The sequence below is a fragment of the Enterobacter sp. RHBSTW-01064 genome (assembly GCF_014103035.1).
Classification (GTDB): Bacteria; Pseudomonadota; Gammaproteobacteria; order Enterobacterales; family Enterobacteriaceae; genus Enterobacter; species Enterobacter mori.
Genome location: NZ_JABXOU010000012.1, coordinates 51,842 through 74,498 on the forward strand (window position 1 = coordinate 51,842; position 22,657 = coordinate 74,498).

A 22,657-nucleotide genomic window follows, 5' to 3' on the forward strand; every position below is an offset into this window, starting at 1 on the left:
AGTTAATGGTGGAAGCGGAAGCTCCTGAGAAGATCGCCAAACAGCGCGCCGTCGGCATCGCCCAGCGCGCGGGTGCAGGTCATGGTGAACACCAGAATGTTATCGCCGTCGACGTTAAACACGGCCTGATGCTGCCAGATGCGTTTCCCGTCGCGCAGGTAGCTGGCATGGACGGTTTCACCCTGTGAAAGGCCGTCGCCCAGCGTCGCGGCGCTGCGCTCACCCTGCTTCCAGCCCTTGATGTGTTTTGCCATCAGGACGAGCTGGCGATCGATATACACGGCAAGCGCTTCGCCGGGGTTGAGGGCATCGCGGGAAATGTTGAACGCCGGCGCATCCGCAGCGGGCGGCGCGAATACGTTGACGGTACGATCCTGATAACCCTCAGGAACGTTGATCAGTCCTTCACTGAACAGGCACTGCGAATGTTGTTCTGACATTGAGCGGGTCCCACCACATATTTTCAGAAGCGGTAAGTTTCGCATATGTGTTTAAGGCTGACTATCCCCAGATTATTGCCCCACCGATACGCTCGCCGACAGGCCCGCCACCAGCTCAATCCCCTGCGGCAGCGTGTCGATATGAATGCGCACCGGCACGCGCTGCGCCAGCCGCACCCAGCTGAAGGTAGGCTCGACGTCGGGCAGACCCAGCCCGCCCGTCTCATCATTGCTGTCCCCAATCCCATGCCCGATGCTCTCCACATGACCCGTGATGACAGGCTCATACCCCATCAGTACAACCTGCGCGGCATCCCCGACGTGAATATGGCGCAGCCTGGTCTCCTCAAAGTACCCCACCACCCAGAAGCTGTGGGCATCGACGATGGCAACCTTTGTCTCCCCCGCCGTCGCGTAGTCTCCGGGGCGAAGCCGCAGGTGTGTGACGTACCCCGAAACCGGCGAGCGAACGGTGGCGTGCGCCAGATTAAGCTCTGCCAGATCCAGCGCGGCCAGCGCACCGTGATAGTTGGCCGCCGCGACGTTCGCCGCGCTGCCGGTTTGCTGCAAATCTTCGCTCGAGATCGCGTTTTTAATCAGCGTGCGGCGATGGGCCGCATCCTGGCGCATCAGCATCTCATGGCGTTTCGACTCGACATCCGCCTGCGCGCTCACCACCGCCAGCTTAAGCCAGCGCGGATCGATGGTGTAGAGCACATCGCCCCGGTTCACCCACTGATTATCCCGCACGGCCACGCTGATGACCGGCCCGGAGACGTCCGGCGCAATCTGCACCACGTCCGCCCGCACGCGGCCGTCACGGGTCCACGGCGTTTGCGCATAGTGTTTCCACATCATAAACGCCAGAAGCGTGGCAGCTGCGGCCGCGCTTAACGTCAGCGCATAGCGAGCCAGTAAAGAGAGCAGTGATTTCATGACAATAACCCCAACGCGGTCAGGCCCTGCATCAGCAGGAAAAAGGTGACAATCCAGGTGGAAACGTCCAGCAGCGGGCGACACGGCAGGTGCCGGTAGAGCCTGCTGAGAGAGAAAAGCGCCACGAGGCTCAGCGTGCAGACCAGCGCCGCAAGGGCGACCGTCAGCAGCCCGGGGATAAAAACACCGCCGATATTGAGATCGTTAACCATGGTCTGGCCCCCGTAATGCACAGTGCAGATCCACCAGCCTGAAGACAAACTGGCGCGTATGCTCATCTGCCGCAGGCAGATGGCGCGCGATAAGTGTTGCGATGCGTTCGCGTAAGGCGTGGCGGTCTGCGGCGTTTATCTGATGAAAAAGCGCGTCAACCTCCCTGCCGGGCGGTGTGTCGCTGCGGCGTAAATGCATGACCGAAAGCCCCAGACGCAGCGCGTGCAGCAGCCGGTCAAGCGCCTGCTCTGGCGCATATTTGCTGCGCTGCAGGCGCGGCAGCAGCAGAGCGGTGCGGTCCATCATCAGGTTGATCCAGTGCGTTTCATCCACCCGCAGCGTGCCCTTCACACTGCGGCGAATGTCGCGCTGGCAGATGCTCAGCAGACGCGCAATGGCGGCGTCCGCCTGCACGGTTTGCAACAGGATCATGCTGATGACGGCAAAGCCGGTCGCGGCAAAGAGCGCAATGGCGGTGTTGGCCGCAACGGCGAAGTCTCCGCTGTAGTGCGCCCCCAGCTCGCACAGAATGGGCAGCGTCAGGGTGATGCCCATCGCCATAAACGTGGTGGGCGGACGCGCCTGAAGCGACCCGGCCAGCAGATACGCCGGGGCAAGCACCGCCACCAGCACCGGGAAATCGCTCACCTGCGGCAGCAGCGCAAAGCTGTAGAACAGGCTAATCACAACTCCCCAGAACGAGCCAACGATGTACTTCACGATGTGCGGCGCCGGGGTGTCGAAGCTGCCAAACAGCGTGCAGCAGACGCCGAGTATCGACACCGCCGTTCCGCCGTCCGGCCACGCTGAGAAGATCCAGACCAGGCAGCCGCTCAGGATAATGGCGAAAGCCCCCAGCGCCGTGCGGGCCGCGGTAAGAGGATCGCGGTGGAAAACGTAGCCTTTTGCCGCGCGGGTTTGTACCTCCCCGAAGACCGGCTTCGCGTGGCGAATGGCTCCGGAAAGGCGCTCGCACTGTTGCAGAAGGGTGATGGCCTCGGAGAGGTAGCGGATAAAACTGACCTGCAGCGCGTCGTCAAACGTCTGCGCCTGCGCGGCATACCGATCGATGAGAAGCGTACAGCGGAGCCGCAGCGACTCTGCCGTGCTGCAGGCACCCGCGTCTTCAGCGGCCAGCCAGGCTTGAACGTCGCCCAGCAGCGTTTGCACGTCGGCGGGCAGGGTTCCGATCGCCAGCAGGCGGTCGTGTAACTCACAGTTGACAATAACCAGCCGCGCCAGCCGATCGTGAATCGCTTTTCTGGCCTGCCGCACCGGGGCTGAGAGGGCAAAATCGTACGGAATATGGTGGCTGATGCCCTGCAGGAACTGCAGCGCCAGGGCCAGATGCAGGGGGCCGGAAGCCGCGTCGGGTTTGCCCGCTAAGGTATCCGCCACCCGCCCGCGCGCGGCCTGTAACGTCTGGGATAGCTTAGCGTTGAACTGACCTGATACCCGCGCGGGCAGCACGTAGCGGTGAATCAGCGCCGCGCAGAAAATCCCAATCGCGATCTCCTGCACGCGAACAATGGCGACGTTGAAGATGCCGCCGGGATCGGACACCGCCGGAAAGCCAATCAGGCTCGCGGTATAGCCCGCCAGCACAAAAGCGTACGCCCGCGGCGTGCGCTCCAGCAGAGAGAGCCACAGGCAGAACGCGATCCAGCCCGTCAGCACCACGCTGCACAGGATCGGCGTATTCGCGAAGGTGGGGATAATCAGAACGGTCGCGCAGGCCCCGACAACCGTACCGGCCAGCCGGTAGAGGCTTCTGCTCAGCGATGCCCCGACCGACGTCTGCGACACGATGTAAACCGTAATAATGGCCCACGAAGGACGTTCAAGGCCGATCGACAGCGCGAGATAATAAGCCAGCATCGCCGCGGCAAAACTCTTCGCGGCGTAGATCAGCGCCCCCGCGTCGTTTCGCAGCGCGGGATGAGAGAAAATGTTTTTCATGCCGGGATTATTACCGGCTTGCAGACCCGCTTAAATACTCTATTCTGTCAAAAAATACCTAAAAGTTGCCAGAATCGTGAAGCCTCAACATGCTCATACGCTGTATGACCCTGACTCTAGCGCCTCTCCTGCCGTGGCGCGTCATCTGGACTTCGTGGATTACGCCGCGGAAGTGCCGGTACACACCCACCGCAAGGGGCAGCTGATTATTGCCCGCTACGGCGCGGTCAGCTGTTATGCGGAAAACGATATCTGGATCGTGCCGCCGGACTGCGCCGTCTGGATCCCGGGCGGGATCCCGCACAGCGCGAAAGCGACCTGGAACGCGCATCTCAACTATCTGTTTATTGAGCCCGGCGCGGCGGCGCTGCCGGAGAAATGTTGCACGCTGGAGATCTCGCCGTTGATTAAGGAATTAGTGGATCGTCTTACGCATGAAGGTGTTGATTATCCCCCCGACGGCCACGTCGCCAGGCTGACCCGGGTGACGCTGGACGAGCTCGCCAGCATGCCCCAGCAGAAGCTGAGCCTGCCGGTCTCAGCTGACCCGAAAATTCGCGCCATGGCCGACGCGCTGGTCAGCCATCCTGAGGACAGAAGCACCCTGAAGGCGTGGGCGAAGCGGCTGGCCCTTAGCGAGCGATCGTTTGCCCGCCTGATGCAGCGCGAGACCGGCCTGAGCTTCGGGCGGTGGCGCCAGCAGCTGCATTTGATTATTGCCCTGCGGGAGCTGGCAAGCGGCGTGCCCGTCCAGAACGTGGCGACAACGCTCGGGTACGAATCGGTGAATGCGTTTATCACCATGTTCAGAAAAGCGATGGGCAGCACGCCCGCGCATTACTTTGCCGAACGGAAAAACAGCGGCCGTTAGCCCGGCGGGGTACGCTCTGAGCCAGGATTCCTTCGCGCATATTGCGGCATTTAAACGCAGGAAAAGGATTTCTGCTCTCCCGCTTTAACCCTTTTCAAACCTGTCGCTACTTGCTGGAGGGTATTCTGACGAGCTATCAGGAGCTATTAATTAACTCATAAATCGTCAAATTCATGTAGCCCTAATAACAGATCCACTATTTATTACACTTGCAATCATTTATTCACTTAATCAAATTTTAAGTTAAACCACGATATTAATCATTAACCCTTTATCCAGATCCAAACTGTAAGATCCCATCATTTCTTAATTTTCATCAACGAAACCGCAGATCGTTTTATATCCATGCCGTACAAAAATTGACGGGACACTTTGAAAACGCTAGCGTTGCAATAGTTACATAACCCACTAAACCAAAAGGATTTTTCAGGATTTCCTTAAATGGAGTTTATACAAATGGCTCTTCCCGCTTATTTATGGCTTAAAGATGATGGCGGTGCCGATATAAAAGGCTCTGTCGATATATATGGTCGTGAAGGAAGTATCGAGATAATCGGACTGAATCACGGCGTGGCGCAACCAACCGACAAGCATAACGGCAAGGCAACCAGTCTACGCGTCCATTCTCCCTATTCTTTCGATAAAGAGATAGACGCCTCCAGCCCCTATTTGTACAAGGCTGTCAGCACAGGTCAGAAGCTAAAATCCGCAGAGGTAAAGTTTTACCGTATCAACGATGCCGGTCAGGAAGTTGAGTATTTTTCCACCCTTATGGACGGCGTGACGATCGTCAGCGTCTGTCCAATGATGCTTGACGTCAAAGATCCTGACTATGAGAAACATAACCATCTTGAGCTGGTAGAGCTGCTCTATGAAAAAATTACCTGGCGCTATGTCGACGGTAACATCATACATTCAGATAGCTGGAACGACCGCAAGACGGCATAAGGAGAACGTTATGGGATGGAAGTATGAGCAGTCGACCGGCAAGATGTATAAAGACGGTAAATTAATTGAGACCGGGTATTCCGGTGCTCTGACAAATAAAAACAACCCGGACCGTCAGCATGTGAAAGGACTGGGGCCACTGCCTCGCGGGACGTATAAAATCGCGGGTCATTCGAATTCTAAAGGACCGATAACCATCATTCTTGAGCAAACCTCGGGAGAAAGTTTTGGTCGCTCAGAATTTCGCATTCATGGTGACCACAAGTATGGTCCCGCCGGTTTTGCATCTGAGGGATGCATCATTCTCTCACCGTCAACGAGGCGTAAGATCCTCCGCGACGGCGGCGAGCTTGAGGTTGTACGATGAAATACCCGATCGTACTGCTGCTATCTGCTTTTATAGCCCCGGCATTCGCTGGCGTAACTGACTGGTCTTCTGCACTTAAGGGAATCGCCTCAGGTGATGCACACTGGATTGAGCAAGCCCCAGCGCTGGCTGCCGTGGCTGATGGGAATCAGGCGCAGCGGCTAGAGGATGCCCTGGCCGCTGCGCTCACAACAAACACGGACGCCACGCTAAAAACGCTCCGCACCATTGACGCTGGAAAATGGCCGCACATGGTAGGCAGCGATATCGTCTGTACCCCGCCTTTAGAGAAATCACCCGCCGAAATCGACGCGTTTTATCAGCGTACCCGCCGGGCGCTGCTGGAAACCGTAGACGGTGCTCAATGCCTCTGGATTCTGGAGGCCACCATGGAAGAGTTGAAAGCAGAGAAAGCCCGTCAGGCTAAGTAAGAGTCACCCGGCGCACAATGGCCGGGTCTTTACCATATCTCACCCCGGCCCCTCGCTCCCCGCCGCCAGCAGCGGCACCACCACGTCGCTGATGGGCACCGCAATACCGTGTTTGCGGCCGTAGCGCTGGATCACACCGTTGCGGATATCCCACTCCATCGGGCGATCGGCCTGACGGTCGGCAAGGATCGACGTGCCCAGGTCCTCGGGCGCACGCTGGAAGTTCGCCAGGATCTCCTGCGCCACCGCATCGTCCAGCTTCGCCCCCTCGGCGCGGGCAACGGCCAGCCCCTCGCGCAGATAGGCCAGCGAAAGTTCGCTGACATCCTCACGTCTGAACATCCCGGCGCGGCGGTTAGCCAGCACCATCAGCCCGGCAACCGCGTTTTGCAGCAGCTTGCGCCAGGCGACGCTCGCGAAATCTTCCGAGAGCTCAACCGCGCAGCGCGTATCGCGAAGCGCCTCCACTACCCGCTGCGCCTGCGGCACGTCCGGCAGCGTCAGGCGCGGTTTGGCGCGCAGCCACACGGAGGCATCCGGCTCGCGCTGCGCCGGGAACCAGACCACCGACGGCAGCACCGTCGCGCCGTTGACCCACGGCTCCAGCTGGGCTTTCTGCTCCACGCCGTTTTGCAGCGCGCAGACCACGGTGTTTTCATCGCACAGAGCCCGCAGCCACCCGGCGCTGTCGGCATTTTGCGTCGTTTTTACCGCCACAAATACCAGATCGACAGGGCGCGTGATGACGGCCGGATCGGTCAATACCGGACCCGGCACGACCGTTTCCCCCTCGTCGTAGCGTAAACGCAGTTCAGGATGCGCGGTGCGTCCGCACAGCAGCGGCGTGCGGCCCGCGTCGTGCAGCACTGCGGCAATGGTAGTACCAATTGCGCCAGGCCCTATCAGCGCAATCACAGGATTGTCAGACATGGTTAACTCCCCTTTTCGCTAAGCCTGCTAATAGTTATACCACCCTGTAAAGTGAGCGCCACGTCGTTGTCTATACTCAACACACAACAGACAACGGAGTGCGCCATGCCTTTACCTGATTTCAAATCCTCTGAACCTTTTACCCTCGGCATCGAACTCGAACTGCAGGTGGTTAACCCGCCGGGGTACGATCTCAGCCAGGACTCCTCCGCGCTTATCGCCGCCGTCAAAGACGACATCAAAGGCGGCGAGGTCAAACACGACATCACCGAAAGCATGCTCGAAATCGCCACCGGCGTGTGCCAGAACATCGACCAGGCGGCCGCGCAGTTCTCGGTGATGCAGCAGAGCATCCTGCGCGCGGCGGCGGAGCAGCATATCCAGATCTGCGGCGGCGGGACGCACCCGTTCCAGAAGTGGCAGCGGCAGGAGGTGTGCGACGACGAGCGCTATAACGTCACGCTTGAGCGCTTCGGCTACCTGATTTTGCAGGCAACGGTGTTCGGCCAGCACGTGCACGTCGGCTGTCGGACCGGGGATGACGCCATCTACCTGCTGCACGGCCTGTCGCGCTTTGTCCCGCACTTTATCGCCCTGGCGGCGGCCTCGCCGTACATGCAAGGCACGGACACGAAGTTCTCCTCGTCGCGGCTTAACATTTTTTCAGGATTCCCGGATAACGGCCAGATGCCGTGGGTCAACAGCTGGCAGGAGTTCGAGGGGCTGTTCCGCCGCCTGAGTTCCACCAGCATGATCGACAGCATTAAAGATCTGCACTGGGACATCCGCCCCAGCCCGCACTTCGGTACCGTGGAGGTGCGGGTGATGGATACGCCGCTGACGCTCGGCCACGCGATTAACATCGCCGGACTGATTCAGGCGACGTCGCACTGGCTGCTGACCGCGCGGCCCTATAAGCATCAGGAGAAGGATTTCCTGCTGTATCGCTTTAACCGTTTTCAGGCGTGTCGTTATGGATTAGAGGGCATTCTGACGGACGTGCACACCGGAGAGCACAAAACCGTGGCGGAAGACATTGCCTGGCTGCTGGAGCAGGTTGCGCCGTCGGCCGAGAAGCTCGGCGCGACGAGCGCAATCAATGAAATTGCCCTGCTGTTAAAGCAGGGCAAGAGCGAGGCGCAGCGCATGCGGGAGTTTATCGCCGACGGCGGCTCGCTTATTTCTCTGGTTCAGAAACACTGCGAGCTGTGGGCGACGAGTCCGTAAGGCCGTGGCCCCACTCGCGCAGGCGCTGGAACAGCACGAACAGCGCCGGGATAAACAGGATCCCTACCACGGTCGCCACCAGCATGCCGCTGAACACCGTGGTGCCGATGATGCGGCGGCTCTGGGCACCCGCCCCGGTCGCCAGCATCATGGGCAATACGCCGATAATGAACGACACGGCGGTCATCATCACCGCGCGGAAGCGGCGCGAGGCCCCTTCCCGCGCGGCATCGACAATCGCCATCCCGTCCATGCGCCGCGCGCGGGCAAACTCCACGATCAGGATCGCGTTCTTGGCAGCGAGGGCTATCAATAGCACCAGACCGATCTGCACGTACACGTCGTTGGCATAGCCCGCCAGCCACAGCCAGACCAGCGCCCCGCCGATGGCGAACAGCACCGAGAGCATCACGCTCGCCGGGAGCGTCCAGCTCTCGTACTGGGCGACGAGGAATAGCCACGCCATGACCACCGCCGCCAGCACGATCCACATCGCCTGGTTGCCGGTCTGCTGCTCCTGATACGACATGCCGCTCCAGGCATAGTCGTACCCGACTGGCAGGTTTTCCGCCAGAATCCCGCCCATTGCCGCCATCGCGGTGCTGCTGCTCACCCCCTCCGCCGCCGAGCCACTCACCGACACCGACGGAAACTGGTTGTACTGCTGCAGGAACGGCGCGCCGACGCTCGGCGTAATGGTAACGAGGTTGCTGAGGCGCACCCGCTCGCCGCTGTTGCTGCGCACGAACAGCTCGCTGATTTGCTCCGCGCGCTCGCGCCACTGCATCTCGTTCTGCATGACGACGTGGTAAACGCGGTTATTCACGCTGAAATCCCCGGCGCGCGTGCCGCCAAAGGCCGTTTGCAGGCTGCTGAAGATGCGCGACACCGGCACGTCGAGACGGGCGGCGCGCTCGCGGTCAACGGTCAGCGTCAGCTGCGGCACGTTGCTGCTCCAGGTGGTGAACACGCGGTTCAGCTGCGGGTGCTGGTTGGCTTTCGCAAGCACCTCACGCGTCACGCGCTCCAGCTCCGCCGGGCTCTGCCCCGCCTGCGCCTGAATGCGCAGGTCAAAGCCGGAGGCGTTGCCCAGCCCCGGCAGCGTTGGCGGCGCGAAGGTCATGATGGTCGCTTCCGGCAGGGCCAGCAGCTGGCGCTGCAGGGTGCCCATCACCTCGTCCAGCGACGGACGCTCGCTCCAGTCTTTGAGCATGATGGAGATAAACCCGCCGTTGGAGGCGCTAGTGCCGTTGAGGATGTTAAATCCGGAGACCTGAATCACGTCCTCCACCGCCGGATTTTTGGCGATTAATTCGCGCGCCGTGGTCATCACCGCCTCAGTGCGCTCCAGCGAGGCCGCTTCCGGCAGCTGGACGCTGGCGAAGAAGTAGCCCTGATCTTCCTGCGGCAGGAAGCCCTTTGGCATCGACATAAAGCTGAACGCCACTACCGCCGCCGCGCCCGCGGTGGCCAGCAGCGCCAGCCACGGGCGCAGGTTTAATACGTTCACGATGCGGGTGTAGAAACCGCGCGTGGCGTCCAGCCCGCGGTTAAAGGCGCGATAGAGTGCCGCAGGTTTCTCCGGTCGCGGGCGCAGCAGCAGCGAGCACAGGGCGGGCGTCAGAGTCAGCGCCACGAGGCTTGAAAGCGTCACGGCAGTGGAGAGCGTCACCGCGAACTGGCGGTACAGCTCGCCGACAATCCCCGGCAGGAGCGCCACCGGCACAAACACCGCCAGCAGCACCAGCGTCGTTGCGATGACCGGCCCGGCAATCTGGCGCAGCGCCAGCGCGGTCGCCGCCGTGCGGCTCTGCCCTTCCGCCATCAGCGTTTCGACGCTCTCCACCACCACGATGGCGTCATCCACCACCATGGTCAGCGCCAGAATAATGGCGAACAGGCTGAGCGTGTTGGCGGAGTAGCCGAGCGTATAGAGCACCGCAAAGGTGCCCACCAGCGACACCGGAATGGCGAGCGCGACAATCAGCGTTGCGCGCCAGCTTTGCAGGAACAGGGAAACGACCACCACAACCGCCAGCATGGTGAGCGCCAGCGAGACGCCGATCTCTTTAATGGTGGCGGCAACAAAGGAGGTGGTGTCGAATTTCACCTCATAGACCAGGTCGTCCGGGAAGCGCGTCGAGAGGCGTTCCAGCTCCGCGCGCACCGCGTCGGCCACGCGCAGGGCGTTGGCGGATGGGGTCGGATAGATGCCGAGGTAGGCGGAGTCGTGCCCGTTGAGCTGTGCGCCGGAGCTGTAGCTGCGCGAGCCGAGTTCAATGGTGGCGACGTCCTTCAGGCGCACCAGCTGGCCCATCTCGCCCGTGCGGATAATGATGTCGGCAAAGTCTTCGGCCTGGTTTAAACGTCCCAGCCCGTTGATGGTCAGGGTCTGCTGCTGGCCGTTAAACACCGGCGGCGTGCCGATCTGGCCTGCCGCGCCCTGCACGTTCTGCTCGCGCAGCGCCTGCGCCACGTCGTCGGTGGTGACGTTCAGGGCGTTCATGCGGTCCGGACGCAGCCAGATGCGCATGCTGTAGTCGCGCGCGCCGAACATCTGCACCTGCCCGACGCCCGGCAGACGCGACAGCGCCTCGCGCACCTGGGTGCTGGCGTAGTTGCTGACGAACAGCGGCGTGTGGGTGTTATTTGGTGAGTAAAGACTTACCCCCATCATCAGGTTGGTGGCCCGCTTGCGCACCTGCACGCCGTTTTGCTGCGCCTCGGCGGGAAGCTGCGCCACGGCCTGCGCCACGCGGTTCTGCACGTCGATGGCGGCAAGATCCGGATCGGTACCCGCCGCAAAGGTGATGTTCAGGCTGTAGGTGCCTTCGTCCGAACTGGTGGACTCCATGTAAAGCATGTGATCCACGCCGTTCAACTGGGTCTCCAGCGGCGTGGCGATGGCCTCCGCCATGTCAGCCGAGCTGGCGCCGGGCCAGCTGGCAGACACATTCACCACCGGCGGCGTGATCTGCGGGTACTGCTCTACCGGAATAATCCTCAGCGCGATGGCCCCCAGCAGGGTGATGACCAGCGCAATCACCATCGCAAAGCGCGGGCGTTTGATGAAAAACGTCAGCATGATGGCTCCTTAATTCAGTATCTGGACGGCAGCGCCGGGCTGCACGCGCTGCGCGCCATCAGTGATTGCTCGCTCACCGGGCTTCACGCCGGAGGTAATCTGGAACTGCTGGCCGATCTGTCCGGCGACCTTCAGCGGGCGCATTTCGGCCTTGCCGTCGGCGTTAACCACCCAGGCAAAGAACCCGTCGCCGTTCTGCTGTACCGCGGCGGCGGGCAGGGTCAGAACCGGCTGCTCGCTTGCCGGGCGCAGGGTCACGTTCACGTTGCCGCCGGGCAGGAGCTGATGGCGCGGGTTGGCAAACTCGGCGCGTAACATGACGCTGGCGGTGCGCGGGTCGATGCGGTTATCCACCGACGTCAGTTCACCGCTGACGCGCTGGCCGTTGCTGTCAATTAACGCCTGCCAGGCCTGTTTCATGGCGCTGATATCCGCATGCTGTCCGGCTTTGGTCGCAAACGCGCCCTCTTCCAGCGCAAAGGCGATGCGGATCGGATCGAGCTGGACCACCTCCACCAAAACGCCGCTCGCCGGATTGACCAGACTACCGACGTGGAAGCTGCTGTGCCCCACGCGTCCGTCAATCGGTGAGGCGATGCGGGTGTAGTTCAGGGTGACGCTGCGGGTGTCGAGACGGGCTTTCGCCTGCTCCAGCGCGGCGCTGGCCACGTCCCGCTGCATGCGGGCGTTATCCACGTCGTGACGGCTGATGGCGTTGCTGCTGCCCAGGCTTTCAAAGCGGGAAAGCTGCTGCTGCGCCTGACGCAGCGTGGCTTCGGCGCTTCTGACTTCGGCCTGCGCAAGACGCAGGGCGGCGCGCGGCTCGGCGTCGTCGAGCTCAAACAGCACGTCACCTTTTTTCACGTACTGCCCGTCGCGGAAGTGGATTTTGGTAATCACGCCTTCCGTGCGGGCGCGCAGCTCAACGGTGTGGATAGCTTCGATACGGCCTGGGATCTGACGCTCGGCGGCGTGGGCGGTCTGCTCCACGGCGGCGACGCGAACGGGAATGGCGGCAGCGAATGCGGGTTGCAGGGTGCAGGCGAGGAGCGCGAACAGGAGTGGGAGTTTCATGGGAGTACCTCAGTATTTTCCCCTCACCCTAACCCTCTCCCCAGAGGGGAGAGGGAACTTGAACACCCTCTCCCCTTTGGGGAGAGGGCAGGGTGAGGGGTAAGGTTTTCGTTATGCAGCCTTACGGAACCTGCGGGTCAGTCGCTTCTCGATTTCGACGACGAAGAACATCACGCCCGCCACCGCCAGCGTCACGAACCAGTAGCGCAGCGGCAGCGCTTCAGTGCCGAACAGCATCTGCATAAACGGCAGGTAGATAATCGCCGCCTGCAGCAGGAACAGCACGCCCGTCACCAGCCAGATACCTTTGTTTGCCAGCAGGCCGCGGTTCAGGGAGAACCCTTCGGTGTTGCGGCAGTTAATCATGTACACCCACTGGGCGCAGACCAGCATCTGCAGCAGCACGGTGCGGATGAACTCCGCGCTGTGGCCGCGCGGGGCCAGCCAGGCTTCCAGCGCAAAGGCGGCGATGGCAATCATGGTGCCGACGAAGGCCACGCGCCAGACGGCGTAGGCGTCCATTACGTGCTGTCCGGTCTGGCGCGGCGGACGGCGCATGATGTTGCGCTCGGCGGCTTCAAAGGCCAGGCCGAAGGAGAGCGTGGCGGATGTCGCCATGTTCATCCACAAAATCAGTACCGGCGTCAACGGAATGATGTTCCCCGCCAGCAGCGCAATCACAATCAGCAGCCCCTGCGCGAGGTTGGTCGGCATGATGAAGAGGATGGTCTTCTTCAGGTTGTCGTAAACGCGACGCCCCTCTTTCACCGCGCTGGCGATGGTGGCGAAGTTATCGTCCGTCAGGACCATGTCCGCCGCCTCTTTGGTCACTTCCGTGCCCTTGATGCCCATCGCGATGCCCACATCAGCCTGACGCAGCGCCGGGGCGTCGTTCACGCCGTCACCGGTCATGCCGACGATTTCACCTTTATCCTGCAGCGCTTTCACCAGGCGCAGCTTATGCTCCGGGCTGGTACGGGCGAAGATGTCATACTTCACCGCCGCGTCCGCCAGCTCGGCGTCGTCCATTTTCTCCAGCTCGTAGCCGGTCACCGCCTGCTCGCTGTTGGTGATCCCCAGCATCTGGCCGATGCTCATCGCCGTCTGCGGGTGATCCCCGGTGATCATCTTCACGCGGATCCCCGCCTGCTGGCAGGCGTTAATCGCATCAATCGCTTCCGGACGAGGCGGATCCATCATCCCGGCGATGCCGAGGAAGATCAGGCCGTGGCTCAGGTCGTCGTGCGTCAATTCCTGCTCGCCGTTCGCCGGTTTAAACGCCGCGGCAACCATGCGCAGCCCCTGACGCGCATAGCGCTCCATTTCGGTTTCCCAGTACGCGCGGTTGAAGGCTTCCGCACCGTTACGGGTCTGCTGCTCGGCGCACAGGGCGAAAATCACGTCCGGCGCACCGGTGATCAGGATCTGCTCCTCACCGCCAATCTGGTAGTGGGTGCTCATGTACTTGTACTGCGAGTCGAACGGGATCTTGTTAACCAGCGTGGTCATCACCGGCTCAAGGCTGGCCTTCGCCGCCAGCACCTTCAGCGCGCCCTCGGTCGGCCCACCGGTAATGCCCCACAGGCCGCGCTCGTCCTGAATCATCTGGCTGTCGTTACACAGGTCGATGGTGCGCAGGTACTGCTCCAGCACGGTGCCCGGCTGGATGTGGACCGGCTCGTCGCTGCCTTCCAGGTAGATGTTGCCCACCGGCTCGTAGCTGTTGCCGTCCACGCGATAGCAGGCGTCGGCGGTGATGATGGCTTTGACCGTCATCTCGTTCATGGTCAGGGTGCCGGTTTTATCCGAGCAAACCACGGTCATCGCGCCGAGCGTTTCAACTGTTGGCAGCTTGCGGATAATCGCCCGCTTGCGCGCCATCGCCTGCACGCCCAGCGAGAGGATGATGGAGATAATCGCTGGCAGACCTTCCGGCACGGAGGCCACCGCCAGGCTAATCAGGGAGAGCAGCAGCTCGCCCATCGGGATCTCGCGGAACACCAGGCTGAAGATAAACAGCGCGGCCATCATCGCCAGGATAATGGCGAAGATCGCTTTACCCAGCTTGTCCATCTGCACCAGCAGCGGCGTGCGGTGCTTTTCAATGCCCGCCATCATCTGGTTGATGTGGCCGAGTTCGGTATCCTTACCGGTCGCGGTGACCAGGCCGACGCCGCCGCCCGCGCTTACGGTCGTCCCGGAGAAGACCATATTGGTGCGGTCGCCCAGCGGCAGTTCGCCGCTCAGCGGATTCGTGTGCTTATCCACCACGGTGGATTCACCGGTCAGAATCGCCTCTTCCACGCGTAAATTATGCGCTTCGATTAAACGCATATCCGCCGGAATACGATCCCCCGCGCGTAATACAATAATATCGCCCGGGACTATTTCCGTTGTAGGTATGGTTTCGTGGCTGCCGTTACGAATAACGCGTGCCTCGCTGGAGAGCATATTGCGAATACTCTTCAGGGATTTTTCCGCGTTGCTTTCCTGAATATGGCCAATTAAAGCATTGATTACCGCGACGCCCAGAATAACCAGCGTATCAACCCAGTGGCCCATTACTGCCGTTAATACGGCGGCGGCCAGCAGGACATAAATCAGCACATCATTAAAATGGGCCAAAAAACGCAGCCAGGCGGGTTTACCTTTTTTCTCCGGCAGCGCGTTAGGACCTGATTTTTGCAGACGCGCCTGCGCCTCTGCACGATCCAGACCGCTGGCCTGGCTCTGCGTGTGAGTGAGCACCTGCTCGACGGTCTGCTGGTATGCCAGCCCGCCGGAAGGCGGCATGTTTGGGGACAATTTTTTTTCGGTCATCGTATTTTTCCTTCAATATCCGGTGAACAGAAGCCTGAATTCCTTTCTGGCTAAATAAATTCATTTTTAAGTCTTGCGGGTAAAATTGATCTACCGCAATATAATGACTTCTCGGTTATTCAAAACTGATAAAAACTATTTCGATGACCTGATTTTTACAAAATATTTCTAAACCAACGCTAAACGAGGGGGAACCATGTTTGGTATTTATCGCGGACGACGCCTGGCGTTATACATTGTCGCAGCCATTGTTATTGCCACGTTAATTGGTTATAGCACCTATACATTTGTAAAATTATTTTCCTGATACGGACATTTATTTACACAACGCGATATTAATATAAACGCCGGGTCGTATAGTGTTATTTATTCGCAGTAATAATGTCTTTGTTTTATTCAAAAAGGCCAGCGGGGCTGATATTGCTTTACGTTACAGAATGCCGGACAATGACATTTTTAACTGACGATTAACATTACAATGAAACACCCGTTAGAATCGCTGCTTACGGCGGGGGGCATTTTATTGCTGGCCCTGATCTCTTGCCTGCTGTTACCCGCGCCGTCACTGGGTCTGGTGCTGGCGCAGAAGCTGATGACGACCTTCCATATGGTCGATCTTAACCAGCTCTACACCATTCTGTTCTGCCTGTGGTTTTTAGCCCTCGGCGCCATCGAATTCTTTCTCCTGCGTTTCGTCTGGCGCCGCTGGTTTTCACTGGCGTCGTAAGCCGGTGAAGTCACGCATGCCGTGGATCAGCGCTTCACACCAGGCCGCGTAGTCGTGACCGCTGGATGAGGGATGGAAGCTGACGCGATACCCTTTCTCCCTCAACGCCTGTTCGAAATCCTGCGTGGTGCGATAAATGCCCCCGCCCGGCCCGGTGGTTTCAAACTTTCCGGCCTGCAGCCAGAAGCGCACCGGATACGGCGGCGACTGCTGATATTGCCGCGTCAGCCAGCCGGGAGCCTCCCCTTTCGGTGCCCACCAGTATGAGCCTGAAAGACTCAGCACGTTACCAAACAGGCGCGGATAGCGCAGCGCTACCCATGACGACGCGATTCCCCCGTAGCTCGACCCCGCCAGCACCGTTTTCTGCCGCTGCATCGCGATACCCTGCCCGCGCAGCCACGGCAGCAGTTCATGCGCCATAAAGTCGGCGAAATCCGGGTTCGGCGGCAGTTCGTTGCCGCGTCGGGCGTGATCGAGGCTGTCGATAAACACCACGTTAATCGGCGGAAGATGATGGCGGGCGATCAGACCATCCAGCACGTTAGCCAAATGGTACTCGTCCTGATAAATCTGCCCGTCGAAGAGGATGAGCGTCCAGCGTGCAGGCTGTGCGCCGCGCGGTTTATAGATCATCACCTCGCGGGAATTACCGAGGATTTTGCTGGTGATGCTCTGGCGACTTAACGATCCGTGGACCAGCGGCTGGGCCGTGGCCTGCACGGAGCAATAGCGTGCCGGGCTGAGATCGAGCAGCGAATAGCGGTTCCAGCGATCCGTCTTTTGTTCACCAAAGGTATTCGGGTTGAGCGGATCGGCCTGGGCGCTCACCAGGATCGCGCGACGTTGATCGCGTGAGGAACCCTCGACGATCGGCACATCGGGCGCGAGCTTGTACTGCATCACCGTGTCGGCGGGCACCACATAGCTGCGGAACCAGACGTCGCTGTTGCCCAGGCGGAACAGCGGGTCGTGATCCCCCGCCGGTGAGCCGAGAATAAAGACGTTATCCCGCGCCCCGCGCCACAGGAAGGTGACGCGCTTATGTTCTGCGTCTACCGGCTCCACCATCGGCGTTCCCTGCCGAATCTGCGTCTGCCAGAACGCGTCAGTACTCCCTCCGGCAGCAATCTCTTTTGCCAGCGCCTGAAGCGTCGGGCTTTCAGGTGCCAGCATCTGTACGCGCGGTAGCGCAGATGTCTCTTTCATCCGCCACTGAAAACGCCAGGGTTTACCCGCTTCGCCGTGCAGGACCAGCGAGGTGCTCTGCTTTTCCGGCAGGGCAAAAAGCAGCGTGTGTTCGCCATCGGCGGGCCCATTTTCAACCAGCGTACGAATGCGGCGGTTTTGCCCGTCCAGCAGGCGGGCATCCGTTACGCCATGCAGCGTGGCGGAGACATAATTTTCAGCAAGCTCTGGCAGCATAAAACAGACTTCACCGCTGGCATCAAACTTCCCCTGGACGTCTCCCTGCCGGGAAGAGTGTTCGCAGGTTGCCGCCACCGCAGGCAGCACGCCTATCCCGAGTAATAATCCGCTCCATACCCTCTTCATTACCGCTTGTTCCCTGACGAAATTTGTTATCAACGCTAATGCAAATGGTAATAATTTGCAATATCATCTAGCGCGTTTTAACGGTGTTTTTATGGCGATATCAACCAAGGATGAGTAGAAAAAATGTTTAAGAATAATAAGATAATGCAACTATGGCTGCTGAGCCTGGTGACGACCAGCGTGGCGGCGCAGGCTGATAATAGAGAAGAAACCATAACGGTGACGCAGGGCGTGAGTGAAGATCCCACCGCTCCGGTAAAAGGGATTGTGGCAACCCAGACGCTCTCTGCGACCAAGACCCGCGCGGAGATCGTGAAAACGCCGCAGTCGGTATCGGTGATCACCCGCGATCAGATGAACATGCAGGACGTGACGTCCGTCTCGCAGGCGCTGCGCTACTCGGCGGGCGTATTTACCGAGTACCGCGGCTCGTCGAACCGTAACGACGAGGTGTTCGTGCGCGGCTTTAGCTATGTGCCGAAATTCCTCGACGGCCTGAGCTTCGGCGCGACGGCCTCGTCCCAGACGGGTACGATTGACCCGTGGTTACTGGAGCGCGTGGAGCTGGTGCGTGGCCCGGCGTCGGTTCTGTTTGGTCAGGTCAACCCTGGCGGGTTAATCAGCATGACCAGCAAACGCCCAACCGCGGAATCCATCCATAACGTGCAGTTCCGCACCGGCAATAACGATCTGGCAGAAGGCGCGTTTGATTTCGGCGGCAAGCTGAGCGACGACGGCCGCGTGCTGTATCGCGTCAACGGTATCGCCCGTACCCAGCATAATCAGGTGGATGATTATAAAGAGACGCGGATGGCGATCGCGCCTGCCATCACCTGGTACCCGAACGATCAGACCCGCTTTACGCTGCTGACCAGCTACCAGAAGGATCCGGATGCGGGCTACCGCAACTTCCTGCCCGCCTACGGCACGGTCAAAAGCGTCGACGGGAAATACATCCCGCGCGACTTTAACGTCAGCGATCCGACTTACAACCAGTCCTGGCGCGAGCAGACGACGCTCGGCTACGAGCTGGAACATCAGTTCGCCGACGACCTCACCTTCCGCCAGAACGCGCGTTACGCCAGCATCAAACAAAAATACCGTTACCTCGTTTACGCCAGCAGCGCGGCCAACAGCACGGTATTGACGCGACGCGCGCAGCATGAAGAGCGCACCACCAACGAATTTGGCCTGGATAACCAGCTTGAGTATCTGATGGAGACCGGCAGCGTCAGCCACACCCTGCTCGGCGGGTTCGACTACAAGACCAGCAAAGATAAACAGCTACTGGAACGCGGGAGCGGTTCACAATATGACCTCGACTGGACGAGCCCGGTGTACGGCGTAAACGTGGATGAAAGCACCTTCAAAACAGCCAGCGACGAGCAGCAAAATCTCGACCAGATGGGGCTGTATTTGCAGGATCAAATGAGCTGGAACAGCTGGGAATGGCTGGTCTCCGGGCGCTACGACTGGAGCGAAGTGCGAACTCACGACTTCACCGACGGCAGCTTAACCCAGCAGAACGACAGCAAATTCACCTGGCGAACCGGCCTGCTGTACGCGTTCGATTCTGGCCTGTCGCCGTACGTCAGCTACAGCACCTCGTTTGAACCGAACCTGCAAACCAACCGCGCGCCGGGCGTTGCCCCCTTCAAGCCAACCACCGGGGAGCAGACCGAGATTGGCCTGAAGTATCAGCCGGTCGACAGTACGCTGATGACCCTCGCGCTGTACGATTTAACCCAGGACAACGTGGCGACCTACAACAGCGCCGAAGGCTGGTTCGAGAACGCGGGTAAAGTGCGTTCGAAAGGTGTTGAGGCGGAAATCCACTCCACGCTGATGGACAACATCAACCTGATTGGCTCATACACCTACACCGATGCGAAAACCAAAAGCACGACGGTGGCGGGAACAGAAGGCAAAACGCCTGCGCGTATTCCGGCGCATATGGCATCGGCGTTTGCCAGCTATACCGTTCCGGGCGGCGCGCTGAAGAGCCTGACCGCTGGCGTGGGGATGCGCTACATCGGTACCAGCTACGGCGATGCGAAGAATACCTTCAAGGTGCCGTCGGTGGATCTGTATGACGCGATGCTGAGCTACGATCTGGGCGAGTTGAACCACAGCCTGAAAGGGGCGAGCGTGCAATTCAACGTCAATAATGTGGCGGACACGAAATATGTGGCGTCGTGCGCAAGCGATACGGCGTGCTTCTACGGGATTGGTCGTACGGTGACGGCAACGGTGAATTATCGCTGGTAGTTATCTGTAGGCCCGGTAAGCGCAGTGCCACCGGGCAATTACGGGCACCGTGCCCACAAAAAAGCCGGGTGGCGGCTATGCCTTACCCGGCCTAAACGCGACATGTTAATGTGTCTGGCTATGGTTCTCTTTACGGTACGCACCCGGCGGCTGGTTGAAGGTGCGGGTGAAGATGCGGGTAAACGTCTGCTGCGAGTCAAACCCGTAGCGCAGGCAGATATCGTACACGCGAGCGTCGGATTCACGCAGGTCGCGCGCCGCCAGCAGCAGCTTGCGCTCGCGAATATAGCGCCCGAGGCTCTCCCCTTTGTACTGCATAAACAGCCGCTGCAGGTGCCACTTCGAATATCCCGCGTGGCGGGCGATCTCTTCGATACGTAACGGCTGGTGCAGATTGTCGTCGATCCATTCGACGATAGTGTCGATGACTTGAGCGGAAATGGTCATACCGCTGTCCCCCTCTGCTTCTCGCTTAAACATTATTCCCACCACTCGCGAAATGCCTGAGTGGTATCACTCACCCGCACGGGCTCACCCAGTTCCGGCGTCAGCAGCCGATAATTTTTGTCCTTGCTGGCGCGCGCCAGCTGGATCAGCGGATCGTTCCACGTGTGTTTCGCCAGCACGAAGCGACCGTTGTGCCCCGGCACCACCGCTTTGGCGTTGAGATCCGCCGAGGCCTGCGCCGTTTCATCCGGCAGCATGTGGATGTACTTCCAGTCCTGGTCGTACTGGCCATTTTCCATAATGGCTAAATCCACCTCGCCAAACTGTTCGCCGATGGCCTTAAAGTGCGGGCCGTAGCCGGAATCCCCGCTGTAATAAACCTTCTGTTCTGGCGTGACGAACATAAAGCTGCCCCACAAGGTCTGGTCGCGCTTGATGCCGCGCCCGGAGAAGTGACGCGCTGGAAGAACATGCACCGTCAATTCATCGCTGATGCGCACCGACTGGTTCCAGTCGCGCTCGTCAATAATCTCAGGCTTCATTCCCCAGTAGCGCAGGTGGGATCCCACGCCCAGCGGCGTCACCACGCGCTTCACCTTTGGCAGTAGCGCCCTGATGGTGGCGTAGTCCAGATGATCGTAGTGATCGTGCGAGATAATCAGCAGGTCGATCTCCGGCATGCTTTCAGCGCGCCACGGATACTCACCGGCAAAGGCCTTATTGAGGAACGAGAATGGCGCGGCGTAGTTGCTGAGCACCGGGTCAATCAGAATGCGTTTACCCGCGAGCTGCAGGTACCACGAGGAGTGACCGAGCCACACCAGGGTGTCCTGCTCCAGCGGCAGGCTCGCAAGATCGGTTTTTACCAGCGGCAGCGGCTGCGCCGGTCGTGCGTTTTCGGTTTTTTTGGTCAGAAATTCCCACGTCGCGACCAGCATGTTTTTGTCGCCGTTATAACCCGGCGTCGGCAGCGTATTGTGGAATTTCCCCTCGCGATACTGCGGGGAGGCTTCCACTTCGGAGAGCTGCTCACCCTGCGGTGGCTGGCCGAATCCGGCGTTCAGAACAAAAGGTAAACTCGCAGCTGAAGCAACAATCATGACAAACACCACGCAGATGAATAGAGGCTTTTTCATTTCCTGACCCGAATACGCGCCCCATCCGATGGTTTACGCGGGTTAAGCTTGATTATGAGTGAGTAAGCACTCATTATTAGATATGATGAATATATCGTCAAGACGTTTTCGATCTTTGACATTCCGCGTTGCAGCGGTATGAACCGCATGCTTCAATACGTTTTTTTACATTTGACAAAGGGGAGAATTGAGTGGCACGTCCGAAGAGTGAAGATAAAAAACAGGCCTTACTGGAAGCAGCAACCGCTGCGTTTGCGCAGTCGGGAATTGCCGCCTCAACGGCGCTCATTGCCCGTAATGCGGGCGTCGCCGAAGGCACCCTGTTTCGCTACTTTGCGACCAAAGACGATCTGCTGAATGCCCTTTACCTCCACCTGAAGCAGGATCTCTGCCAGGCGATGCTGTCTAATCTGGATCGCTCACTCACCAGCCCAAAAGAGCATACGCGTAACATCTGGAACAGCTATGTCGACTGGGGGATCAAAAACCCTCTCGCACACGCCGCCATTCGCCAGCTGGGCGTCAGTGAGAAGATCAACGCCGAGACGGAGCAGGCCGTGAAAGATATGTTCCCGGAGCTGCACGAGCTGTGCCGCCGTTCGGTGCGCCAGGTGTTTATGTCCGACGAATTTAAAACCTTTGGCGATGCGATTTTCTTATCGCTGGCCGAAACCACAATGGAATTTGCTACCCGCGATCCGTCCCGCGCCGTCGATTTTAAAGCGCTCGGTTTTGAGGCCATGTGGCGCGGGCTGGCTCAGGAGGATAGCGATGGACGGTAAGTCCTTGCAGGAGCACGCGAAACGCGTGGCGCTGGAGATGCCTTTCACCGAACACTGCTGGCCGTTCGGCCCCGAGTACGACGTGTTTAAAGTAGGTGGAAAGATTTTTATGCTGATGGCGGTTGTACGCGGACGCCCTCACGTCAGCCTGAAATCCGATCCGGAAAAATCGCTGTTGAATCAGCAGATTTATCGCGGCGTTGAACCTGGCTATCACCTGAATAAAAAGCACTGGATCTCACTCTACGGCACCGATGACATCACGCCTGAGGTGGTCGCTGATTTCATCAACGACTCGTGGAATCTGGTGGTCGATAAGCTGCCGAAAAAAGATCAGAAACGGATACGCCCGGCCTGATTGTTCGGCTAAGCCGAACAGATTAAGCGCTCGAATCGCCCTTATCTTTTCCCGCTTCGCGCGTTACTCTGCTTTCCTTTCGCG

The 22,657-nt window shown here is 59.4% G+C and carries 20 protein-coding genes; 9 read left to right on the forward strand and 11 right to left on the reverse strand.

Annotated elements, in window-relative coordinates; all coding sequences use genetic code 11:
- Positions 1–2 precede the first annotated feature (2 nt).
- The 4 genes from HV355_RS23430 to HV355_RS23445 all read right to left on the reverse strand — a co-directional run bounded on the left by HV355_RS23430 (position 3) and on the right by HV355_RS23445 (position 3,548).
- On the reverse strand, positions 3–440 hold the full coding sequence (locus tag HV355_RS23430) for a DUF1795 domain-containing protein (RefSeq protein WP_182403779.1): 438 nt from the start codon (positions 438–440) through the stop codon (positions 3–5).
- Between the two features lie 72 nt (positions 441–512).
- Entirely contained in the window at positions 513–1,376 is an 864-nt protein-coding gene (locus tag HV355_RS23435; protein WP_182403781.1) for an HlyD family secretion protein, read from the reverse strand.
- Positions 1,373–1,588 (reverse strand): DUF1656 domain-containing protein, encoded by a 216-nt coding sequence (locus tag HV355_RS23440; RefSeq protein ID WP_148400354.1) that lies wholly within the window; start codon positions 1,586–1,588, stop codon positions 1,373–1,375. Before HV355_RS23440 ends, HV355_RS23435 begins: the two co-directional genes overlap by 4 nt.
- Entirely contained in the window at positions 1,581–3,548 is a 1,968-nt protein-coding gene (locus HV355_RS23445) for an FUSC family protein (RefSeq protein WP_182403783.1), read from the reverse strand. The genes HV355_RS23440 and HV355_RS23445 overlap by 8 nt, the downstream gene beginning before the upstream one ends.
- Positions 3,549–3,624: 76 nt before the next feature.
- Between HV355_RS23445 and HV355_RS23450 the strand changes: the two genes are divergently transcribed.
- The 4 genes from HV355_RS23450 (at position 3,625) to HV355_RS23465 (ending at position 6,165) form a co-directional block, all read left to right on the forward strand.
- Positions 3,625–4,419 (forward strand): helix-turn-helix transcriptional regulator, encoded by a 795-nt coding sequence (locus HV355_RS23450; RefSeq protein WP_182403785.1) that lies wholly within the window; start codon positions 3,625–3,627, stop codon positions 4,417–4,419.
- A gap of 456 nt (positions 4,420–4,875) precedes the next feature.
- Positions 4,876–5,367: an Hcp family type VI secretion system effector gene (locus tag HV355_RS23455; protein ID WP_182403810.1), complete on the forward strand. Its 492-nt coding sequence runs from the start codon at positions 4,876–4,878 to the stop codon at positions 5,365–5,367.
- A gap of 10 nt (positions 5,368–5,377) precedes the next feature.
- Entirely contained in the window at positions 5,378–5,734 is a 357-nt protein-coding gene (locus tag HV355_RS23460; RefSeq protein WP_014830982.1) for a tlde1 domain-containing protein, read from the forward strand.
- Positions 5,731–6,165, forward strand: a complete 435-nt coding sequence (locus HV355_RS23465) for a hypothetical protein (RefSeq protein WP_126815807.1) — start codon at positions 5,731–5,733, stop codon at positions 6,163–6,165. The genes HV355_RS23460 and HV355_RS23465 overlap by 4 nt, the downstream gene beginning before the upstream one ends.
- Before the next feature lie 39 nt (positions 6,166–6,204).
- Here the strand turns inward: HV355_RS23465 and HV355_RS23470 are convergent, their stop codons facing one another.
- Positions 6,205–7,095 carry an oxidoreductase gene (locus HV355_RS23470; RefSeq protein ID WP_126815806.1) on the reverse strand — a complete coding sequence of 297 codons (891 nt, stop codon included), beginning with the start codon at positions 7,093–7,095 and terminating at the stop codon, positions 6,205–6,207.
- 105 nt (positions 7,096–7,200) lie between these two features.
- On the opposite strand from HV355_RS23470, the gene HV355_RS23475 reads away from it, so the two are divergent.
- On the forward strand, positions 7,201–8,322 hold the full coding sequence (locus HV355_RS23475; protein ID WP_029741715.1) for a YbdK family carboxylate-amine ligase: 1,122 nt from the start codon (positions 7,201–7,203) through the stop codon (positions 8,320–8,322).
- On the opposite strand, the gene HV355_RS23480 is transcribed toward HV355_RS23475, so the two are convergent.
- From HV355_RS23480 to HV355_RS23490, 3 genes are all read right to left on the reverse strand, one after another.
- Entirely contained in the window at positions 8,273–11,407 is a 3,135-nt protein-coding gene (locus HV355_RS23480; RefSeq protein WP_182403787.1) for an efflux RND transporter permease subunit, read from the reverse strand. The two genes, HV355_RS23475 and HV355_RS23480, sit on opposite strands and share 50 nt — an antisense overlap.
- 9 nt (positions 11,408–11,416) lie before the next feature.
- A complete protein-coding gene (locus HV355_RS23485) occupies positions 11,417–12,481 on the reverse strand; it encodes an efflux RND transporter periplasmic adaptor subunit (RefSeq protein WP_182403789.1) in 1,065 nt (354 codons plus the stop codon).
- A gap of 111 nt (positions 12,482–12,592) precedes the next feature.
- The gene (locus HV355_RS23490) at positions 12,593–15,301 is read right to left on the reverse strand and encodes a cation-transporting P-type ATPase (protein ID WP_182403792.1); all 2,709 of its coding nucleotides are present in this window, start codon (positions 15,299–15,301) and stop codon (positions 12,593–12,595) included.
- 478 nt (positions 15,302–15,779) lie between these two features.
- On the opposite strand from HV355_RS23490, the gene HV355_RS23495 reads away from it, so the two are divergent.
- Positions 15,780–16,028 (forward strand): DUF1158 domain-containing protein, encoded by a 249-nt coding sequence (locus HV355_RS23495; protein ID WP_182403793.1) that lies wholly within the window; start codon positions 15,780–15,782, stop codon positions 16,026–16,028.
- On the opposite strand, the gene HV355_RS23500 is transcribed toward HV355_RS23495, so the two are convergent.
- The gene (locus tag HV355_RS23500) at positions 16,014–17,582 is read right to left on the reverse strand and encodes an alpha/beta hydrolase-fold protein (protein WP_182403795.1); all 1,569 of its coding nucleotides are present in this window, start codon (positions 17,580–17,582) and stop codon (positions 16,014–16,016) included. The genes HV355_RS23495 and HV355_RS23500 overlap by 15 nt on opposite strands.
- 123 nt (positions 17,583–17,705) lie before the next feature.
- Between HV355_RS23500 and HV355_RS23505 the strand changes: the two genes are divergently transcribed.
- A complete protein-coding gene (locus tag HV355_RS23505; RefSeq protein ID WP_182403796.1) occupies positions 17,706–19,850 on the forward strand; it encodes a TonB-dependent siderophore receptor in 2,145 nt (714 codons plus the stop codon).
- A gap of 105 nt (positions 19,851–19,955) precedes the next feature.
- On the opposite strand, the gene HV355_RS23510 is transcribed toward HV355_RS23505, so the two are convergent.
- Together HV355_RS23510 and HV355_RS23515 are read right to left on the reverse strand one after the other, a co-directional pair.
- Positions 19,956–20,297 (reverse strand): RamA family antibiotic efflux transcriptional regulator, encoded by a 342-nt coding sequence (locus HV355_RS23510; protein WP_010428317.1) that lies wholly within the window; start codon positions 20,295–20,297, stop codon positions 19,956–19,958.
- A gap of 32 nt (positions 20,298–20,329) precedes the next feature.
- Positions 20,330–21,433, reverse strand: coding sequence for a RomA family MBL fold metallo-hydrolase (locus HV355_RS23515; protein ID WP_010428316.1), 1,104 nt, complete (start codon positions 21,431–21,433; stop codon positions 20,330–20,332).
- 191 nt (positions 21,434–21,624) lie between these two features.
- Here HV355_RS23515 and HV355_RS23520 point away from each other — a divergent pair, with 191 nt between their 5' ends.
- Entirely contained in the window at positions 21,625–22,215 is a 591-nt protein-coding gene (locus tag HV355_RS23520) for a TetR/AcrR family transcriptional regulator (protein ID WP_010428315.1), read from the forward strand.
- Positions 22,205–22,573, forward strand: a complete 369-nt coding sequence (locus HV355_RS23525) for an MmcQ/YjbR family DNA-binding protein (protein ID WP_108415770.1) — start codon at positions 22,205–22,207, stop codon at positions 22,571–22,573. The genes HV355_RS23520 and HV355_RS23525 overlap by 11 nt, the downstream gene beginning before the upstream one ends.
- The last annotated feature ends 84 nt before the right edge of the window (positions 22,574–22,657 follow it).

What these genes read in the sequence shown, in the direction of transcription:
- HV355_RS23430 (WP_182403779.1), bottom strand. Translation starts at nt 440, where the DNA reads ATGTCAGAACAACATTCGCAGTGCCTGTTCAGTGAAGGACTGATCAAC.
- HV355_RS23435 (WP_182403781.1), bottom strand. Translation starts at nt 1,376, where the DNA reads ATGAAATCACTGCTCTCTTTACTGGCTCGCTATGCGCTGACGTTAAGC.
- HV355_RS23440 (WP_148400354.1), bottom strand. Translation starts at nt 1,588, where the DNA reads ATGGTTAACGATCTCAATATCGGCGGTGTTTTTATCCCCGGGCTGCTG.
- HV355_RS23445 (WP_182403783.1), bottom strand. Translation starts at nt 3,548, where the DNA reads ATGAAAAACATTTTCTCTCATCCCGCGCTGCGAAACGACGCGGGGGCG.
- HV355_RS23455 (WP_182403810.1), top strand. Translation starts at nt 4,876, where the DNA reads ATGGCTCTTCCCGCTTATTTATGGCTTAAAGATGATGGCGGTGCCGAT.
- HV355_RS23460 (WP_014830982.1), top strand. Translation starts at nt 5,378, where the DNA reads ATGGGATGGAAGTATGAGCAGTCGACCGGCAAGATGTATAAAGACGGT.
- HV355_RS23465 (WP_126815807.1), top strand. Translation starts at nt 5,731, where the DNA reads ATGAAATACCCGATCGTACTGCTGCTATCTGCTTTTATAGCCCCGGCA.
- HV355_RS23470 (WP_126815806.1), bottom strand. Translation starts at nt 7,095, where the DNA reads ATGTCTGACAATCCTGTGATTGCGCTGATAGGGCCTGGCGCAATTGGT.
- HV355_RS23475 (WP_029741715.1), top strand. Translation starts at nt 7,201, where the DNA reads ATGCCTTTACCTGATTTCAAATCCTCTGAACCTTTTACCCTCGGCATC.
- HV355_RS23480 (WP_182403787.1), bottom strand. Translation starts at nt 11,407, where the DNA reads ATGCTGACGTTTTTCATCAAACGCCCGCGCTTTGCGATGGTGATTGCG.
- HV355_RS23485 (WP_182403789.1), bottom strand. Translation starts at nt 12,481, where the DNA reads ATGAAACTCCCACTCCTGTTCGCGCTCCTCGCCTGCACCCTGCAACCC.
- HV355_RS23490 (WP_182403792.1), bottom strand. Translation starts at nt 15,301, where the DNA reads ATGACCGAAAAAAAATTGTCCCCAAACATGCCGCCTTCCGGCGGGCTG.
- HV355_RS23495 (WP_182403793.1), top strand. Translation starts at nt 15,780, where the DNA reads ATGAAACACCCGTTAGAATCGCTGCTTACGGCGGGGGGCATTTTATTG.
- HV355_RS23500 (WP_182403795.1), bottom strand. Translation starts at nt 17,582, where the DNA reads ATGAAGAGGGTATGGAGCGGATTATTACTCGGGATAGGCGTGCTGCCT.
- HV355_RS23505 (WP_182403796.1), top strand. Translation starts at nt 17,706, where the DNA reads ATGTTTAAGAATAATAAGATAATGCAACTATGGCTGCTGAGCCTGGTG.
- HV355_RS23510 (WP_010428317.1), bottom strand. Translation starts at nt 20,297, where the DNA reads ATGACCATTTCCGCTCAAGTCATCGACACTATCGTCGAATGGATCGAC.
- HV355_RS23515 (WP_010428316.1), bottom strand. Translation starts at nt 21,433, where the DNA reads ATGAAAAAGCCTCTATTCATCTGCGTGGTGTTTGTCATGATTGTTGCT.
- HV355_RS23525 (WP_108415770.1), top strand. Translation starts at nt 22,205, where the DNA reads ATGGACGGTAAGTCCTTGCAGGAGCACGCGAAACGCGTGGCGCTGGAG.